The 18352-nt window shown below is 41.4% G+C and carries 12 protein-coding genes; 5 read left to right on the top strand and 7 right to left on the bottom strand.

Annotation, left to right across the window (positions count from 1 at the left end; all coding sequences use genetic code 11):
• Positions 1–52: 52 nt before the first annotated feature.
• Positions 53–4186 carry a hypothetical protein gene (locus tag H6G79_RS19415; protein WP_190592208.1) on the bottom strand — a complete coding sequence of 1378 codons (4134 nt, stop codon included), beginning with the start codon at positions 4184–4186 and terminating at the stop codon, positions 53–55.
• Positions 4187–5161: 975 nt separating this feature from the next.
• Here H6G79_RS19415 and H6G79_RS19410 point away from each other — a divergent pair.
• From H6G79_RS19410 to cobT, 3 genes are all read left to right on the top strand, one after another.
• Positions 5162–5863 (top strand): Crp/Fnr family transcriptional regulator, encoded by a 702-nt coding sequence (locus H6G79_RS19410; protein WP_190592207.1) that lies wholly within the window; start codon positions 5162–5164, stop codon positions 5861–5863.
• Between the two features lie 12 nt (positions 5864–5875).
• A complete protein-coding gene (locus H6G79_RS19405) occupies positions 5876–6616 on the top strand; it encodes a DUF2232 domain-containing protein (protein WP_190592206.1) in 741 nt (246 codons plus the stop codon).
• 253 nt (positions 6617–6869) lie between these two features.
• Positions 6870–7976 carry a nicotinate mononucleotide-dependent phosphoribosyltransferase CobT gene (gene cobT, locus H6G79_RS19400; RefSeq protein WP_190592205.1) on the top strand — a complete coding sequence of 369 codons (1107 nt, stop codon included), beginning with the start codon at positions 6870–6872 and terminating at the stop codon, positions 7974–7976.
• Between the two features lie 41 nt (positions 7977–8017).
• Here cobT and H6G79_RS19395 read toward each other — a convergent pair whose 3' ends face one another.
• Together H6G79_RS19395 and H6G79_RS19390 are read right to left on the bottom strand one after the other, a co-directional pair.
• Positions 8018–8920, bottom strand: a complete 903-nt coding sequence (locus tag H6G79_RS19395) for a DUF1338 domain-containing protein (protein WP_190592204.1) — start codon at positions 8918–8920, stop codon at positions 8018–8020.
• Positions 8921–9062: 142 nt separating this feature from the next.
• A complete protein-coding gene (locus tag H6G79_RS19390) occupies positions 9063–10370 on the bottom strand; it encodes an acetyl ornithine aminotransferase family protein (RefSeq protein ID WP_190592203.1) in 1308 nt (435 codons plus the stop codon).
• Between the two features lie 377 nt (positions 10371–10747).
• On the opposite strand from H6G79_RS19390, the gene H6G79_RS19385 reads away from it, so the two are divergent.
• Positions 10748–12010, top strand: coding sequence for a hypothetical protein (locus H6G79_RS19385; RefSeq protein WP_190592202.1), 1263 nt, complete (start codon positions 10748–10750; stop codon positions 12008–12010).
• Between the two features lie 497 nt (positions 12011–12507).
• On the opposite strand, the gene H6G79_RS19380 is transcribed toward H6G79_RS19385, so the two are convergent.
• From H6G79_RS19380 to H6G79_RS19370, 3 genes are all read right to left on the bottom strand, one after another.
• Positions 12508–13503 carry a DUF3445 domain-containing protein gene (locus tag H6G79_RS19380; RefSeq protein WP_190591512.1) on the bottom strand — a complete coding sequence of 332 codons (996 nt, stop codon included), beginning with the start codon at positions 13501–13503 and terminating at the stop codon, positions 12508–12510.
• Positions 13504–13835: 332 nt separating this feature from the next.
• A complete protein-coding gene (gene purH, locus H6G79_RS19375; RefSeq protein ID WP_190591511.1) occupies positions 13836–15356 on the bottom strand; it encodes a bifunctional phosphoribosylaminoimidazolecarboxamide formyltransferase/IMP cyclohydrolase in 1521 nt (506 codons plus the stop codon).
• A 168-nt stretch (positions 15357–15524) separates the two neighbouring features.
• Positions 15525–16271, bottom strand: a complete 747-nt coding sequence (locus H6G79_RS19370; RefSeq protein WP_190591510.1) for an FkbM family methyltransferase — start codon at positions 16269–16271, stop codon at positions 15525–15527.
• Between the two features lie 481 nt (positions 16272–16752).
• Here H6G79_RS19370 and H6G79_RS19365 point away from each other — a divergent pair, with 481 nt between their 5' ends.
• Positions 16753–17115 carry a VOC family protein gene (locus H6G79_RS19365; protein WP_190591509.1) on the top strand — a complete coding sequence of 121 codons (363 nt, stop codon included), beginning with the start codon at positions 16753–16755 and terminating at the stop codon, positions 17113–17115.
• 125 nt (positions 17116–17240) lie between these two features.
• Here H6G79_RS19365 and H6G79_RS19360 read toward each other — a convergent pair whose 3' ends face one another.
• The gene (locus tag H6G79_RS19360) at positions 17241–18167 is read right to left on the bottom strand and encodes a DMT family transporter (protein WP_190591508.1); all 927 of its coding nucleotides are present in this window, start codon (positions 18165–18167) and stop codon (positions 17241–17243) included.
• Positions 18168–18352: the final 185 nt, after the last annotated feature.

Genomic DNA, 18352 nt, shown 5'->3' with positions numbered 1-18352 from the left:
ATCCCCCTTACACTCCTATACCCTAAATCAATGTTTTTGAAACCTACACCTGTCATCTACTCACCACTCCCTGAACAAAGTTAACCGTGTATGGTTCCTCTAAAGATTGCTGGGTACTGGCTTTGACGGCGGCTAAATAGCGACGCAAGGCGGACAATTGCTGGGAGTTGGGACGATAGCTGAGATTACCTTGCTTTTCAAATAAAGGTGCAGTTGCGATCGCCTGATAATCTAAATTCTGAGATGAATGCTGGGTTAGCCATGCTGACTCCGGTGGTGTAGGAATCAACCCGGCTGGTAATTCTCCTTCTAAAAATGCCAATAATCTCTGCTGACAAATACTCGTGTTAATTCCTCTACCCTCAAACAACTGAAGCACTTCGTTAAATGATAAACTCCGCTCTGGTAGTAGGCGTAGCAATTCGGTAAACAGAAAATAGTCGGTGTATTGTTGTCTTGGTTCTTCTAAAATCTGGGAATGCAAGGGTAACATTGCCAAACCTAATGCAACTCGGCTGCAATTTGGTGCGCCATTCTCCCCTAAATATGAGTCCTGAATAATTTTGGCGTTGGGGAGTTTTTGCCGTAGCCAATGATAAACAACTCCTAAAGATGCGACTCCACCAGTCAACACGGCTTGATTAATGTCTTCTGTGGGAATACCCCGCGCTACAAGTAATTTATTCAATTCCCGGTTCAGGCGGCGGACAAAGGGGACAAACACTTGACTTTCTAAGTCTCGCCGTTGCAATGTCCACTGTTGATCTGCCAATTCTAGGATGAAGTTTTCTTGATGTTGCAAAATTAACTTCAAAGCCAAGGCAGCTTCGAGGGCAGCTTGTCCTAAAACTGAACTTTCCAACCGTTGCTGTAAGCGAATCCGCACACCAATATCAGGTTCTCCAGCCCTTGGTAAATCAAATTTATCTAACCCCAAACTTTGCCACTGCATTCTGTCAACATTGGCAAAGGCTGGTTGCCAATACCCAGAACTACTAGTATTCTTTTGACCATTGTTTTGGTTATTCTTCCGTGGTTCTCGGTATTTTGGTGGGATGAGTAGCTGACAAATAATATCTTGTTCTATCCCCTTGCTGGCGTAGGGAAAACTATGCAGCATAAAATCTGTGTGCGCTAGTTGCAGCAGATTTCCGGGGATATCAACCAAAGCCATTTCGCTGGCGGTTGCGCCAATATTAATTACCAAAGTATTGCCGATTAACGGTTCTGTGGTTTCGACGGGACGTAAACCAGTGCGATCGCTCACTTGAATGAGTTGGTTGTCACTTTTATCAAATACACTAATTAAACTAGCGATCGCTTCTTCCACAAAAAAGACTTGCTGGGGATGTTGGATAATTTTGCTAGTTAATAAAGCTTCCCGCACATTAAATCTATATTGTTCTGACCAACTCGCGGGACAAGTACAAATCACCCCAGCGATTTTACTCATAATGGTGTGGAAAGTCGGCTGATTAATTCCCACCGCCATAGCAATTAGACCTTGTGTGGTACTCTGGCGATCAGATTTGAGGGTTAATAGTAATTTAGAAAGCGATCGTACCACCCAAATCAACGGCCCTGCGGAAAATTCATTGAATTGCAGTACAGGTTCCCATTTTTGCTGTTCACTTTTGTAAGGTACAGCTATTTGTAAATAAGGCTTTAACTGTGCAGAACATTGGCTACTCTTAACATTACTGTCACCTTGCGCCACGGAAGCATTCGGCAGATAAACTTCCGCAGGTAAACGAAACGAATGTTGAAAAGCCGTCGCACCAGGAATATTCTCTGCTGACCAATATATTGGGTATACCACCGACTGAGTGCGATTTAACAACGCCGCCGAAATCCCAGTTGTGCCTAAATCAATACCTAAATACCAAACCGAATTATGCACATCGACCGGAATTTCTACCTGAGTTGGGGAACCGGAACCCGATTTCTCTTGCTTTTTTTTTTCGTTGGCGGGAGAGAAGTTTAAATCAACTTCGGTTTGTGGCGACGATATGGGTGCAACTGGCGCTACAGCCGGACGAGAAAAAGCCACATTTGGCGTATGGTCTAGGGTTTGTGCATTGGGTAAGGCGACATTTGGCGGTTCTTCTATATCTGCCAAAGTGTAGACATCTGTTAACTGATAGTTGAGTATCTCGTCAAAATTGGCTAAATCTTGATTTAATTGCCGTAACTGTTCTTCATTTAAAGAAATATCCGGTATGCTTCCTGACTGCATCACCTCTGGCGCAAGCAAATTCTCTTGGGGAGAAGCCGCAATATATCTATCGGAAGTATTCTCCAGCACTTCCGCCTCAGATGTCACTCCCACATCAGGAGTAGGTTCAGGTTCATCTAAAGTTGATGCAATTTCCGCAGGCGACAAACCCGGCCATAAATTCTCCGCACTACTAGCATCGGCAAACAGTTCAGTTAGAGAAGTAATTGTATCAGTATGTTCTGGCTGCACAGGAATATTTTCCCGCATCGCCGGCGAATAGCTGAGTGTTGTATGGGAAAATTCAGGTTCTTCAAAAAATAACTTTTGTTGAAAATCTGAAGATAAATCAATAAATGGCGGCGAATTAGTGGCTGTGTTTTGCGGTGGTAAATGATTTGCTTCTAACAAGCCTGCATCTGACTGAGTGAATATCGACTCTGGTAAGGCGACATTTTCCTCAAATAACGGTGCGGTTGTTGAGTTAACAGCATCTTCTGTGACAGTCGTAAACGATGTTTCTGGTTCTGCGGGAGGAATTTTGGCAGAAGTATCTGGTGTTGGTTCTGTAGAAGTCGGTAAAGTGACAGAACTGGGTTGAAATTGCTGAGTGGAGGTTTCAGTCGCTATTTCATATTGGGTTGTGGAATTTTCTGGTGATTGACTGACGTGAAATAAACTGGCGTAAAGTTGATCTACCTCATCATTCAACTCTAAAGTTGGTGGCGATAAATCACTAAACATTCCAGAGATTTCTGGCGGTGGTGTTGAGGCTTCTGGTGTGGGCAAAAGTGTCGGCGCAGTTAGTGGTGGTGGGGAATCATCCGCCAATGTTTCTAAATCTTCCAACCCCTCCAGTTCTAGGGGAATAGCCGCATCAGTCGCTGGTGGAATACTACCAGTCAATTCCAGTAGCATTGCATCCAAATCATTAGCCGCCACATCGTCTGTAAACTCTACTTCTGGCTGGGGTAATTCGAGTGATGGACTAGATGCTTCTGTATTAGTAATTACCACTGATTGAGCATTTTCTACACTAGCAGTTTCTATGGCAGTGGGAAATGGCGATCGCGCTGCTGCTGGTGTTTCTTTAACTACTGTCGTTGCTGGTAGATTATTAATCTGTTGCTGCAATTGCTGAGTCCAATTATTCAGGAAACTCACTAGCAATTGTTCACTTTGCAAGCCTGTACTGTGCATTCTCGCCAGTGCTTGCGATAAAGACTCTTGGTAAGTAGTAATATTGCGCTGGAGTGCATCAAATACGACATTTACCGTACCATCCAGCGACAATAAACGTTGGTCTAATTTCGTGGCAAACTGATTTAACTGTTCTAACTGCGCCGATGAATCTAATGTAGGCGTACTTGCAGCCGGGGTTAGTTCTATACTGTTGTACTGACTATGACTAGCAGCACGAAAATCATGGGCTGGTGTTGAGTTAATATGTGGTGCGATCGTGGGGACAAGGCGACTCATCAACACCTGTAAAAATTCCCCAATAATTTGCTCTTGATTGGCTAACTGCTGACTTAAAGAATAATTTTGCAGTCGTTTCTGCTCTAATTGCCGAATTTCCTGCATCAAAGTCGAGCGTTCTTGCAACAGCGCCGTTAATTCTGCTTGTAGTGGTTGAATTAATGTCGCCAAGTCACTTTTTAGCTGGCTACTCAGTCCACTATTTTCTGCTGACTCAGATGGATATAACTCTCCAGATGACTGGTAATTAACTTGTTCAGCAAATCTCGTCAACAAAGGTGACTGTTGTAGCTGTCCCGTAGGCTGAGGTATATTACCATACAAAGCCTCCGTTGCTGGCAAATTCACCAGAAAATTACGAACCCTCTCTAAAACCTCTCTGGCTTCTGGCGCTTGACCAGACAGCAACTTCGGCAGTCGCTTACCATTGTTAGTGAGTAAGTTATCAATATCTGCGATCAGTTTTTGAATTTCATCAGCGCGGGAAGTCACTTTAGAATTACCTTAGCTAGAACTGGATTTTTAACTTGGGTGAGAAATTGACGCTTATCAAAGTTAATAACGGTAGCAACTGCTTTGAGAGTGCTGAGTACTGAGTGCTGAGTGCTGAGTAATTTTTACTCATCCAAAAAGCATTTCTAGCCCCTAGCCTCTAGCCCCTAACCCTAGCCTCATTTTCATCAGGCATCACGGTAATTAGCTGGAATGCTAATTGAAGTACCAGGATACAAAAATATTTACCAATTGTCAGCCAAATAAGTTGATTAAGTACTTTGTTTGACCTTTTACCATACAGGCGATGTTACAGCCTCTGGGACTTCACAATTAAAAACATAAAAAAATGCAACAAATCAGCCAGAAGTCCGAACCCAATTAGCAAATTGCCTCCACTTTACATCCACACGCGCCATTAATCTAGCTAAGGAGTCTAGGAATGGCAAGTTAACTAGAACACAAATAAACTTATTCCCCAAGAGAGTCTGTGAAAACTGGGTGTAGGGGTGAAAGGGGATGAGGGTGTTAGGGTTTTGGATAATACACCGTTCAGCTGACGCTCACGGTGAAGTCTTTAAACCCTGGTTACTGAGCGCAGCTCCGCCCTGAGCCTGTCGAAGTACACCCTTAAACCCTCAAACCCTTAAACCCTTAAACCCTTATCCGCAAATTTGGCGTTAGCAAAAATTAACTAGTTTGAGTATCATGAATGTGGTTTGCCTATATTTTTAAGTAAATATTTTTGCAATGCAGCTAGAGTTTTCAAAATTGTCCCAGAGGCACTTAGACATTACTTGCAAAAGTTTTGCTTTATTTAAACTGCGTCAGTAAGACTGTTCTGAAAATGCTTTTATTGTGATTTTGTTTACCTAGCTGAACTCTGTATTTTAAAAAGTATTGGCATTTATAGCTTAGGCTGCAATTAACTTTTTTTTCTTTTTGTGTGTAACACCTTTTAATGAAGATGCCGTAATGGGAGACAGATATAGCTTGCAAGAAGAACCTTTTCACCCGTGGATCAGAACGGCTCCCTTTTTTCAAGGGTTGCCCGAATCTGTTGTCGAACCAGCCCTTATCCATCTTGTGACGCGGACACACCCAGCAAATCAAGTGATTTTGTTGGAAAATGACTGGGGTGGTTCTGTATATTTTATCTTTGAAGGTTGGGTAAAAATTCGTACCTATAATTTGGAAGGTAAAGAAGTAACCCTCAATATTTTAGGTAAGGGCGAATTATTTGGTGAAATGGCGGCTTTAGATGAAGTACCTCGCTCGACCGATGTCATTACCCTCACCGCCACAGTCATTGGTAGTTTGCCTGCTCAAGATTTTGTCAAGTTACTCCAAATTGAACCCTTGGCAGGTGTAAGATTATCCAAGTTGATGGCTAGGCGTTTACGCCAAGTCAACCGTCGTTTGCGGCTGAGAGAATCTGACAGTCAATCGCGGGTGGCTGATACTTTGTTATTCTTAGCTGAAGGTCAGGGAAAACGAGCGCAAACAGGAACAGAAATTCCAAATCTGCCTCATCGAGAATTAAGTAGTTTAAGTGGGTTGGCAAGAGAAACAGTGACAAGAGTCTTAACTAGGTTAGAAAAGAAAGGGCTAATTCAACGGGATCAAGAAACTATTTGTATTCCTGATGTGTCAGCCCTGGAAAGATTGATTGTATAAAAAAATTTCAAAATGAGTATTGTAGATTCTCTGCCCGATGAGCCAGAGGAAAGCCTATCTTCTGCGTCTTTACCACCTACTCAAGAGGAGTTACCCCAAAACCAAAGTCAGTTACAACCTCCCCAACTCAAAGCCGCAGCACCTTTACGGATGGTAGAAACGGCATTTTTAGCCAGTACTGCCAGTTTAATTTGGTTTATTAATTTTTATTTTCCTTTGGGGCCAGTATTACGGATTTTCTTTCCTGTGCCGATCGCTCTAGTTTACCTACGTTGGGGACACAGAGCAGCATGGATGGCTGCTGTTACCTCTGGCTTGTTGTTATCGGTACTGATGGGGCCTGTTCGTAGTCTATTATTTGTGATGCCTTTTGCTCTTATGGGTGTACTCTTAGGCGCAACTTGGCATCGTCGAGTTCCTTGGATTGTGTCGATTACTTTAGCTACGTTATTAGGTACTTTGGGCTTCTTTTTTCGGATGTGGTTGCTGTCTATCTTGTCCGGGGAAGATTTATGGATTTATTTAATTAATCAAGTTACAGAAATCTCTGAGTGGATATTTCTCAAACTCGGATTGTTAAACACTCCCAGCGTATTTTTGATTCAAGTCGGGGCTTTGGCTTTGGTGGTTATTAATAACTTTATTTATTTATTTGTTGTACATCTAGCAGCATGGCTACTACTAGATCGTTTAGGTAATCCTATTCCCCGTCCGCCACGCTGGGTACAAGTCATGATGGATTATGAAGGGTAGAGAAGGCAGTGGTTCGGCTTCGCTCACCAACCGGAGGCAGGAGGCAGGAGTTTTTTCACTATTAACTCTTGACTTTTGACACTTGACTCTTCAATTGATTAGGAATTACGCAATGAGACAAAAAATCAAGGGTTTGGGAAGGGTGAAGTGGTATAGGGATATAGGTGTGTATGTATCCAAAACCCTTACACCCCACACCCTTTCACCCTTTCACCCAGTTTCCACAGACAATCTTTGTGCGTAAGTCCTATTTATGATTCGTATTTATACTCAAATAGAACAAGGTAAAGCCTGGATTGCTAAATATGGTGGTTGTTTACCTGTGTTTGCCTGTGTTTTAGGTTTTACAGAAACTGCTTTAATTCCGGGAATTTCGGCGGCTGGACGCACACCAGCAGACCGCAAGTATACGGCTTGTGCAGATGCAGAATTTTTATATTATGGTGCTGAATATCAACCGCAGTATCCTTTACCACCACTGACGGCGGGCGCATCGCCTGTGTTAATTTCGCGTGCTGTGGTGGAAGGACTCAAAATACCTGTGCGTTTATTTAATGCGGGATTACCTTTGTTTCCGGCTGTACCAGCAATTGATTTGGGTGGTGCGCCTGCGAGGTGTTTAAGTACAGGTAAGGCGATGGAATTAGCCACAGTCAAACACTTGCTAGAACAAGGGCTGATTTGGGGCGATCGCTTGGCGGCTGAAGCTCCGCAAAGTTACGTCATTTTGAGTGAATGTGTGGTTGGCGGAACGACAACTGCTTTAGCTGTACTCACGGCTTTAGGTATAGATGCAACGGGTAAAGTTAACAGTAGTCACCCCATTTGTAACCATCAACAAAAATGGCAAGTTGTTCAATCTGGCTTACAACACATTCCTGATGATGCTAATCCGCTACAAATTGTCGCAGCCGTGGGTGATCCAATGCAAGTGGTGTTGGCAGGAATGGCGATCGCAGCTAGTCGTCGTTGTGGAGTTATCCTAGCAGGCGGGACACAAATGTTGGCAGTTTACGCTTTAACTACAGCAATTTCCCAAGCACATAACTTATTTTGGCAACCGACTGAAGTAATTGTCGGTACAACTCGCTGGGTAGCCGAAGACCCCACCGGGGGAACTGTGGATTTAGCCCTCAGTTTGGATAAAAGCCGCAAACATCCTGGTATAATCCCGCCACTACTATCAACACAGCTAAGTTTTGCCAAGTCTCGTTATCCACAACTCCAAGCTTATGAGCAAGGTTTTGTGAAAGAAGGCGTAGGCGCTGGAGCCGCCTGCATAGCAGCTTATCTCTACCAAAATTGGCAACAATCTCAACTTTTAGCAGCTATAGAAGACCAACTCCAACGACTGAATTAAAAGTGCTGAGTGCTGAGTTAAAAGACCACCCACAATTCAGCTTACTTTTGCCTTGTTGTACTAGTCATTTCAAACAAATGTTGAGCGTTTTTGCCTAAAAAAGCCTGAAACAGTTTTGGCTTTCCCGGTTCTGACTCTACTATGTAACGCTGGGCAAGTTCATAATAAGCGTAAGTCCAAGGTATTTGGATTTCTGCTTGACTGTTGTCATCTAAGACTGTCACCATTTCTGAGACGGCGTGAGTTGCAGTTTGGCGCAAACCACAAGTTACATCACCTTCAATTTCGGCTTTCATCGGGACACCTAATTTCACCAAAGCGTCAGCAGTAGTATCTATATCAGGATATGCAGGGGTATTTTGGCGGTTAATATATCCTGTAAAGTGGTTAACGGCGTAACCATGCAACAATACCCAAGCGCCATATTGAGTGATTTTATTCACTTCCTCCACAACAGAACGTCGGGGAATTTGCCAAGGACGAGAAAAGATTTGTTTTAATTGTTTTTCATCTGAGAAACTTGGTGTCAAGGAAGAAAGTGTTGGATGAGGAATTTTTGAGACTGTTTGATAAATCAGTTGGGCAATATTTTCTGGTAATTCATCAACAATTAATTCACTAATAAAAAGTTTGGGTAAGTCAAATTCTGCTGCTTGGGGATGCTGATAGTGACGCGCATAAAGATGGGTGGCGGTAAATGTATATTCACCTGCAACTTCGTAACCCAATGCTGTGGCTATTTGTCCTAAGTGGTTGATACCTAAGTTAATCTTTCCTTGGGGAGTATCGACTAGCAACCGCAAAGACCGAAAAGCAATATGGTCGTTAGCGACGGTTCCCCCCGCGTTTGTAATCATATTTTGGTAGATTTGGGCATAATTGACTCTGGCTTTGTATTCTTGCCAAAGTGCTTCCCAGAGATAAGATGCGAGTTCGGGGTTCATAATTTTTCACGCAGAGGGGTAGGGAGACACGGGGGACACGGGGGACACGGGAGACAAGGGAGACACAGGGGACACGGGGGACACGGGAGCGATCTTTCTACCTTGTCTACCCCCTCTACCTTGTCTACTCAGCACTCAGCACTCAGCACTCAGCACTTTGGAGAATATCTGAGAGAATATCGAGAGCGGTTTGGATTTGGTGGCTGTCAATAATTAAGGGTGGACAAAAACGAATGGCGGCTTTACCACAACCAAGTAATAATAAACCGCGTAAAAAGGCTTCTTGGATGATGCGATCGCGTAGTTTACTATCATAGTTACCAGCTGCATCGACTAAATCCACTGCTACCATCAAACCTTTGCCTCTGGGTAAGGACATTTTGGAAAATCTTTGATGTAACTGGGTTAAGCCAGCTTGTAATAGTTCTCCCATTTGGGTAGCGTTGCTGATTAAGCCACTTTCCAACAGTCTCAATGTTGCTAAAGCCGCCGCACAAGCTACAGGGTTGCCGCCGAATGTGGTAGCGTGGGAACCGGGCGGCCATGTCATTAATTCTGGGCGGGCGAGAATTGCGCCGAGGGGTAAACCACTGGCAAGACCTTTAGCGGTGGTGATAATATCGGGCATTACACCCCAATGTTCAATAGCAAACAAGCGGCCTGTACGCCCCATCCCTGATTGCACTTCATCTACTACCATTAATATGCCGTAGCGATCGCAGATATCTCGGATTCTTTGCAAAAATCCATCTTCAGGGACAATATAACCGCCTTCGCCTTGAATTGGCTCAACAAAAATCGCTGCAACTTCCTGGGGCGGCAACATGGTATTAAATAACTGGGTTTCTAAATAATCTAAACTGGCGTGTGTGCCGTAAGGAATGTGAGTGACTCCCGGAACTAACGCCCCAAAGTTAGCCCGTTGCACTGTTTTAGAACCAGTCAAAGACATTGCGCCGTAGGTACGTCCATGAAATGCACCCAAAAAGGCAACGATGAGCGATCGCTTGGTGTAATATCGAGTTAGTTTAATTGCGCCTTCATTTGACTCCGCCCCAGAATTGGTAAAAAATACCTTTGCACCTTCTGGGAAGGGGGCGCGAAAAGCTAATTTTTCCGCCAATTCCACCATTGGTTCATAATAAAAATCCGTCCCTGACATGTGCAGCAAACAAGCCGACTGTTCTTGAATGGCTTGCACAACTTCTGGGTGGGCGTGTCCGGTAGCAGTAACAGCAATACCAGCCGTCATATCTAAAAATACATTGCCGTCCACGTCTTCTACCATACAGCCTTGACCGCGAGCCACCACTAAGGGATAGTCGCGGGTATAAGATGGGGAAGTTACGGCGCGATCGCGTTCTACAATTGCTTTAGCACGAGTTCCTGGTAAAGCTGTCACCAAACGCGGCACAGTGGGTAAAGGTTGATTAATAGAGATACTTAACATTTTTTAGATTTTTTTTAGATTATTGATGATTAAACTGTCATGTAAGATTTTTGACAGTATCATTTGCTGCTATTTGTACAAATGTTACGTATTGACAGAGAAACGGTAATATGAGTTATTTTCTTTTGGATAAATAACGTAAATTTTTCATGAATCCTCCGCACAATTTAGCGCCAGAGTTTCATGGCTCTTCTCTTACTGAGTATCTATTATTAGCTGATGATGGGAAGTACTGAATTTTATGAGCTTGATTCTAGCAAGATGAACTTAGTTATAATGCCACTATTGTAATCACGGTTACTGGATTGTCAAATTAATATCGCCCAGATATTAAGCAAGTGTAATTATTATTGATTAATAGCAATTTTTTCGAGCCTATGAGTAACTTTTTGCATCACACAATCAGCCTATCTTTGGGTATTGCATCATTATTAACTGCTACTTTTGCTCATAGCTATTTTCCTGCTCAGTTAAAAAACCTACAACTCCCATCATCAGAAAACAGTCAAGATAATTCTGACTCATCTCAACCGCAAATTTCCTTGGCTGCAATGCAAACACTGAGTCTGAATACACCTGATAAATATGCGGCTGGTGTATCTATAGGCTATCCTGTAATTGACGAGTGGAAGAATTATAAATTTAGTATTAATGGTAATCAAATTTTATCGACAACTAAATTACCAACCAGCAAAGTTAATTTTAACCAAACAGATTTATTAAGTACCCTGGTTAATACCAGACAATATTTCAAAGACCACGCCAAAGATGACCCAGATATTCAACGTAAGGGTGTATTAGGAACTCAAGGAGTCAGTGTCGAAGATGTTCTCAAAACATTAGATTTCATGATTATTGTCTTAAAAGAAGACATTGCTAATAATCGCCCGACACGTCTCCAAGACCCGAATTTTATCAATCAAAATTTTCGGGTGATTAGGTGGAATGCTTATAACAAGCAAAATACTCGTCAAAAACAGCTACGCATCACTAAATATGCAGTATTTACCCATACAGGTTCGCGGACGAAAACAGCTAAATATAATACAGCAATTTATAGTTTAAAAGATAACGCAATTACAGATAAATTCTATACACGCTACACCAAACAAGATGTTTTATCCGGCATTTATGAACCTGGTGGTAAAGAATTTGGCAAAGTTCAACCATTAGCTTATCTCACCCGTGACGGCTTAGAAGAAGCTTTGTTGCAAGGTACTATCTTGATTAAATTCACCGATGGTTCCCAAGCATTTTTTAATGTCGATAGAAATAATGGGATGTCTTACGTCCGGGGTTTAAAAGGAACAGCCCAAAAGCGTTATTGGTATTTTAAAAAAGTCGATGCCATTAAAGGTTATGGTCACAAAATAGATGCCAAAATTTCAATTAAACCAGGAGTGACTTTTGCTGGTGATGTCCTCAATGTCGGCTTAGGTAAAATAGTAGTCATAGAACATAACCAAGGTGGGCGTAAAAATCTGAGAATGGGAGTAATTGCTGATACAGGTGGAGCCTTTTTACCTAATCTTTACCAACTCGATTTTTTAGCAGGAATTTTTCAAAATCGCCAAGAATTTAACCAGTATATCCGCCAATTACCTGAGTATGTTACAGCCTATTTTTTAGTTAAAAAATGATGCAATTAATCGGTTGTTTTCGAGACGTTGTAAATAGTTGGACAAAATTAAATTCAACGGTGGAGATAGGTAACAGGGAACAGAAAAACGACACTGTGTAATTAATTCTGCCTAGTTAAGAGAATATAGGAATCCGATTTGATTTCTGAATCTAGTTGTGTGGTGCGCGTTCGCAAAGCGTCTCGCAGAGAAGCGCAGCGCAAGCGCGATAGGCAGGGAGTAGGGAATGGGGAGTAGGGAGTAGGAAAAAAGCCTGACCTGGGTGTACTGATTTTTTTCATAAATCAAATATGAGTCCTATAGTAGGTTGGGTGTAGCGATAGCGTCACCCAACAAAGTATGCGTGAATGTTGGGTTCTGTTCCTCCACCCAACCTACACCTAATTGCTGAATCAATTAACTATCTCAATTGTTTTTACTCTGGGAGAGAAATATACAACCCTGTATTCTATCAAAAAATATTTATGCACGAGTTCTAATTGATATCACTACTTGATTCAATCTTGATTGAGCCAACGTAAAATACTAGCCTTACTATCTACTAAATCTTTGTAAACAAGTGAGTCTGATGACATAGATTCAATTGCAGCACATAACTTACCCCGTAACGGCAAATCTTGTTTCAGCACAGTGCAATCTCTAAAATAAGTACGAATAGTAAATAATGCTGTTTGATACTGTGGTAGTCCCCAAATAACTTGTCGTTCAATTCGCAAATACAGCTGGGGATGCTGAGAATCAAAGCTTCTACCTTGCCACTGGTTAACTAATACACCAACTGGTGGTTCAGGATGATGATTTAGGCGCATATCGGTACTCAAACCCCAAGCAAAGCGCACCATTGGTGGACGGTTAATCATAGTATGCACGATCGCATCCGCACGGCGATTAATTTTTTCCATCCCCGCCACAGGTATATGTATGGTGGCAAAATCTTGACCAATTTTTTCTTCTGCTGACCAATGGTTGGGGTAACACAAGTGAACTGCACTCAGCCAATTACCACCATCATGACCACAGCAAATAACTGTAAAATCTTCTTGTACTTGGGCGGCTAAAGCATCCAGGCTAGAAGCGTAAGCTGGAACCTGTGAACTACCTTCAACTTTTTGTAACTGCCAGTCTGCATCTAAATAAAGTATTTCTTGGGTGAGTTGGCTATAAAATCTCCAGGTATTGGCGGTTAATTGTTCGTAGCTAAAGTATTGGGGATGTTCTTGGGTGAGGCGGTCAATGATTAAACGAGCGATCGCACCTGCCACAGCCTTAGAATAATTATGAGTCTGGTAATATTTACTCAACCGTTCTCCACGGGCTAACAGTTTAGCCTGGCGGTAATCAGTAAAATTATTATCAATTTGAAATACTTGCTTATCAGCTTGACCATTACCAAAACAGGAACCAAGCAACATCATTCCTGGCTTGACTTCATAGCGTCCATTCATTAGGGGGAAGTAGCAAGCCGGACTATTTACAGCTACGACTTTCTGCATTTCCACAAGCCACTTATTTCAAAAAGTGCTATTTATTTTTGATGGTTACATAAAATCAGGGTAAATACTAAAAAGCGTCCGGGAGTGTTGCCGTGTTTCCACCCCAGACGCTCTTTAATTTCAACTTGCTCCTCACACAACTAGAGAATAACACTACCGTTAAATAAGGGCAAGTGTTATGAGTGACACTTTTATAACTGCACTATCTGGATTGAGTTAGCACCCAAGATTTTTAGTTGTGTTTGGGTGTGGGGGTGTAAGGGTTTTAGATACATACACCCCTTCACCTTCTCCCCAACCCTTGATTTTTTGTTTTTTTGCGTAAGTCCCAATTAATGTAAAAAGTGCCGTACTCCTGTCAAAACCATTACTAAACCCAGTTCATTAGCGGCTTTGATGGAATCTTGGTCGCGCAGACTACCTCCTGGTTGAACAATGGCAGTAATGCCTGCTGCGGCGGCGGCTCTGATAGTATCATCAAAGGGGAAAAATCCGTCACTGGCGAGAATTGCGCCTTTAGCTTTATCACCGGCTTGTTCAAGGGCGATTTTAGCAGAACCAACGCGGTTCATTTGCCCTGCACCAACACCAAGAGTAGTGCGATCGCTTGTGAGTACAATGGCATTAGATTTAACATGCTTGCAGACTTTCCATGCAAACAGCAATTCGCCTAACTGGTCAGGGGTGGGTTGCAGTTCCGTCACCACTTGCCATTTACTTGTGTCAGCCACAATATCATCGGCTGCTTGTACTAAGAAACCGCCAGCAATTTGTTTAACTAAAGTTTTCGGGCCACTACTCAAATCTGCTAATGTCAAAACCCGCACATTGGTTTTTTTGGAGAGAATTTTTTGTGCTTCTGCGTCACAGTCAGGCGCAACCACACATTCTAAAAATGTTTTAGTTAATTCGCTGGCTGTTGCTGCATCAATGGGACGGTTTAAAGCCACAATTCCCCCAAAGGCGGAAGTCGAATCAGCATTAAAAGCTTTTTGATAAGCTTCAACAATAGTATCGCCCAAAGCCGTACCGCAAGGATTGGTATGTTTAATAATGGTTGCAGCTGGTGTGTCGCTAAACTCGGCAATAATTCGCCGCGCTGCTTCTAAATCAACTAAGTTATTGTAACTGAGTTCCTTGCCTTGGAGTTTCTTGGCTGCTGCCCATCCTGTGGGTGTAGTTCCAGTTTGATACCAAGCCGCACTTTGATGGGGGTTCTCGCCGTAACGCAGAGATTGTAATTCTGTACCACTGAGGGTGTGCTGTGGTGTACCTGCAAGATAAGATGCGATCGCCTGATCATAACTCGCTGTATGTAAAAATCCTTTTAAGGCTGCTTTTTGGCGAAATTCTAAGGAAGCTTCCCCGTTATTTTGCCGTAACTCTTGCAGATATTCATCATACTGCGCCGGATCACATAATACCGTCAAATGAGCAAAATTCTTAGATGAAGCCCGCAACATCGCCGGGCCACCAATATCAATTTGTTCCACAGCTTCCGCTAATGTCACCCCTGGTTTAGCAATAGTCTCCTCAAAGGGATAAAGATTTACCACCACCAAATCAATTGGGCGAATTTGGTTATTTTCTAAATCTGTAATATCTTGGGGTTCATCCCGCCTTGCCAAAATTCCGCCATGAATGCGCGGATGTAACGTCTTTACCCGTCCACCCAAAATTTCCGGCGAACCAGTGTAATCAGAAACCTTAGTTACTGGTATTCCCGCATCCTTGAGGGCTTTAGCTGTTCCCCCACTGCTGATAATATCAAATGCAAATTCTTCTACCAAACTACGGGCTAGGTCAATCAAACCAGTTTTGTTAGATACACTCAGCAGTGCTAGACGCGCCATGTCTCAATTCCTCAGATGCGAAAGACCCCAATTTTTGCATAACCCTTGGTTCACTTCAATAGTACTGGCGCAGTGATCCGAAAAATCAACGTTGAGGGAGTAAGGAAAGCAGTACGTTGCGGAGATTCCCTGCTTTATGGTACTCACTAGAGTAAGAAATGCTCTAACTTATTTTTTGAAAGCATATAAATTAAATATCTTGAGTGTAGACGGAATTAAATTATTATGTTCAACAATAATCTGAAAATTTTGACTTTCTAGAAGAGTTTTAATTTGAGATATTCTGTCTTCTACGTCATGAACCTCCAGCACTATTTGTTTAATTTTAGTCCAATCATCTTGATTGATGCCTTGCAAAACCTCATATTCGTCACCTTCCACATCAATTTTTAATAAATCTATAGATTCAATGGCTAATGAATTGATTACAGAAGATAATGTTTTGATCTCACCTGTAACTTCTTGGCTTGTAAAAAGATATTCTACTATATCTTGATTCAAAGCCAGATTCATGAATTCTCTTTGCTCTAATTTTTCCCAAGGTCTAGTTGTCGAATTACTAGACATATTGGGATAGAAAGTAAAAGCTGTTTCTGAAATATTTTCTGAACCCAATCCATAATTTTGTAGAGATATATTTTCCAGAGAGTGCAAATTTATATTTGCCTGTAAGACTTCAAATATTGGGTGAATAGGTTCAAAGGCTAATATCTTTAATGATTTATACAATTTGCTCAAAAATATAGAAAATAATCCTATATTGGCACCAATATCAAAAATGCAGTCACCATCATTAATAGTAATTCCATGCTGTAAATATTGCTGTTGAATAAATATTTCTTGATATATATATTCTGTTTCTTCCTTACCAAGATAGTAAATTTCTAAATTATTTGGTAAATTTAATTTCTGCATAATTTCTGGAAACTATTTAGTAAATATAGGACTTACGCAAGAACCCTCTCTAATCCTCTTAACTTTGCGGTTCGTTTTTCATGATTTTGCGTAAGTGCGGAAATCTTTAATTTATCCTTCTTAACAAAGCTTTTTTGGTTCATTATCGTCTGATTAATTATAATGCTGTTACACTTTATACCACATAACAGATATCTATAATTATAGAAAAATGTAAAAATACGTTTTAACCACAGTACTTACTACAACTGATTAACTCAAGTGAACTTAAACACTTTGGGTATATTTAGTCATCCTCAGATTGCTATGAGCAAGAAACTTGAGTTATGGGTTAAGTTGATATGGATCAAAACCCTGGCATCCCTGTGTTTCTTGGACAGTCATTAAACTACATAAATACTACCGAAAGAAGGTAGTCAGAATCAAGTTTCATCAGTCATTCTAGAAATAAACCTAGAAACAACACCAGAGGTAAAAGATTATGACTATCTCTTTGAATCACACTATAGTTCCTGCTCATGATAAACAAGCATCTGCCCAGTTCTTTGCTGATATTTTTGGTTTAAAAGTTGAACCTACTGGTCATTTTGCGGCGGTGCGAGTTAATGACACACTAACACTCGATTTTGATGACAGAAACTCTTTTGAATCTCATCATTATGCTTTTCACGTTAGTGATGAGGAATTTGACACTATCTTTGCTAGAGTCAAACAAGCTAATTTGGAGTATAGTAGTGACCCTATGCACCAACACAAAGGCGAAATTAATCATCGCCAAGGTGGACGCGGTTTTTATTTCTACGACCCAAATGGACATAACCTAGAACTATTGACTCGTGATTGAAAAAAACAGGAGGAAAAATTAATAAAGAAGCATATATTTAGCCTGCACAAGCAGGCTTTATTTTTATAGTTATAGACTGGAAAGCTGAGGGGTTTATATGCAGATTTTTATAGAATTTGTATGACCTACTGAGCTTTTTTCCCTAAAGCGATCGCCATTGAACCAGCGACTACCAACACTGCACCAATCATACCTGTCATGGTGATATTTTCTGCGGGAATTAAACCAGGTGTGAATATTACTACTAACTCAACAGCAATTAAAGTCACTATTGGCGCTAAAGTCAAGACAGCACTAACGCGGGATGCTTCCCAATGTTCTAATGATTCGGCAAAGGCACCATAAGCAATTAAAGTATTTAAAGCACAAAAAATTAACATTCCCAACTGTAAATTATTTAATTTTAAAATAGTTTCTTGTTTTGCCAAAGGTGTAAATAATAAAGCCGCACCGCCATAAATCATCATCATGATATTGGGTGAAGATAATGATTGTAATAACTGCTTTTGTGCTAAGGCATAAATAGCCCAAACTGCTGCACCTACAATTACCAAACCACTACCAAAAATATATGTACTGTGTGCAGTAATTAAATTCGTGATTTGGTCGCGGAAAAATATTAGATAACCACAAATTAATACCCCAACTCCAAGCCATTGGCTGAGTGTATAACGTTCGTGAAAAATCACTAACCCACCAAAGCCTAATAACAAAGTCGCTAATTGAATTAATACTTCGGCGTTGGCTGGGGATGTCAGTGCCAAACCCTGCATAAAAAAGAAGTAATTAGCCCCTAACATAATTGTAGCGATCGCTAATAACTTCCAAGTCTGAGAACGCCATTGACGTAATTTTGGTAACTCGCCACGCATTCCCAAATATGCACTGAGTAGTATAAACGACACTAAAAACCGGAACCAAATCACCGTATAGACATCCAGTGCTTGCAGTGTCACCGCCAGGGCAATTGGTAAAATTCCCCAGAGAAAAACAGTAAGTAGAGATAATGCCAGCCCTAAACGCCAGCGACCAGAGTTTTGATGTAATGACATGCAGTTATGGTATCAAATCTTCACCTGTTCATGCAGATTAAGTGGTGACATACCAGCAGAAGTATTTTTATACATCAGTGCAGTAAATCCTATTAATTTTCTGTAATATTTTTAGCTTGGAAAAGTTAGTAAAATCCTATACATTTAAAATCAAGCTAGTAGCTTTTGTGGAAAATATGGATGTT

Origin of the sequence: Anabaena sp. FACHB-83 (genome assembly GCF_014697485.1) — a bacterium.
Taxonomy (GTDB): domain Bacteria; phylum Cyanobacteriota; class Cyanobacteriia; order Cyanobacteriales; family Nostocaceae; genus Nostoc_B.
This window is presented reverse-complemented; position numbering and strand designations above follow the sequence as displayed.

Excerpts from the sequence above, each read along its gene's own strand:
- H6G79_RS19410 (WP_190592207.1), top strand. The coding sequence starts at position 5,162 with ATGGGAGACAGATATAGCTTGCAAGAAGAACCTTTTCACCCGTGGATC.
- H6G79_RS19405 (WP_190592206.1), top strand. The coding sequence starts at position 5,876 with ATGAGTATTGTAGATTCTCTGCCCGATGAGCCAGAGGAAAGCCTATCT.
- cobT (WP_190592205.1), top strand. The coding sequence starts at position 6,870 with ATGATTCGTATTTATACTCAAATAGAACAAGGTAAAGCCTGGATTGCT.
- H6G79_RS19395 (WP_190592204.1), bottom strand. The coding sequence starts at position 8,920 with ATGAACCCCGAACTCGCATCTTATCTCTGGGAAGCACTTTGGCAAGAA.
- H6G79_RS19390 (WP_190592203.1), bottom strand. The coding sequence starts at position 10,370 with ATGTTAAGTATCTCTATTAATCAACCTTTACCCACTGTGCCGCGTTTG.
- H6G79_RS19385 (WP_190592202.1), top strand. The coding sequence starts at position 10,748 with ATGAGTAACTTTTTGCATCACACAATCAGCCTATCTTTGGGTATTGCA.
- H6G79_RS19380 (WP_190591512.1), bottom strand. The coding sequence starts at position 13,503 with ATGCAGAAAGTCGTAGCTGTAAATAGTCCGGCTTGCTACTTCCCCCTA.
- purH (WP_190591511.1), bottom strand. The coding sequence starts at position 15,356 with ATGGCGCGTCTAGCACTGCTGAGTGTATCTAACAAAACTGGTTTGATT.
- H6G79_RS19370 (WP_190591510.1), bottom strand. The coding sequence starts at position 16,271 with ATGCAGAAATTAAATTTACCAAATAATTTAGAAATTTACTATCTTGGT.
- H6G79_RS19365 (WP_190591509.1), top strand. The coding sequence starts at position 16,753 with ATGACTATCTCTTTGAATCACACTATAGTTCCTGCTCATGATAAACAA.
- H6G79_RS19360 (WP_190591508.1), bottom strand. The coding sequence starts at position 18,167 with ATGTCATTACATCAAAACTCTGGTCGCTGGCGTTTAGGGCTGGCATTA.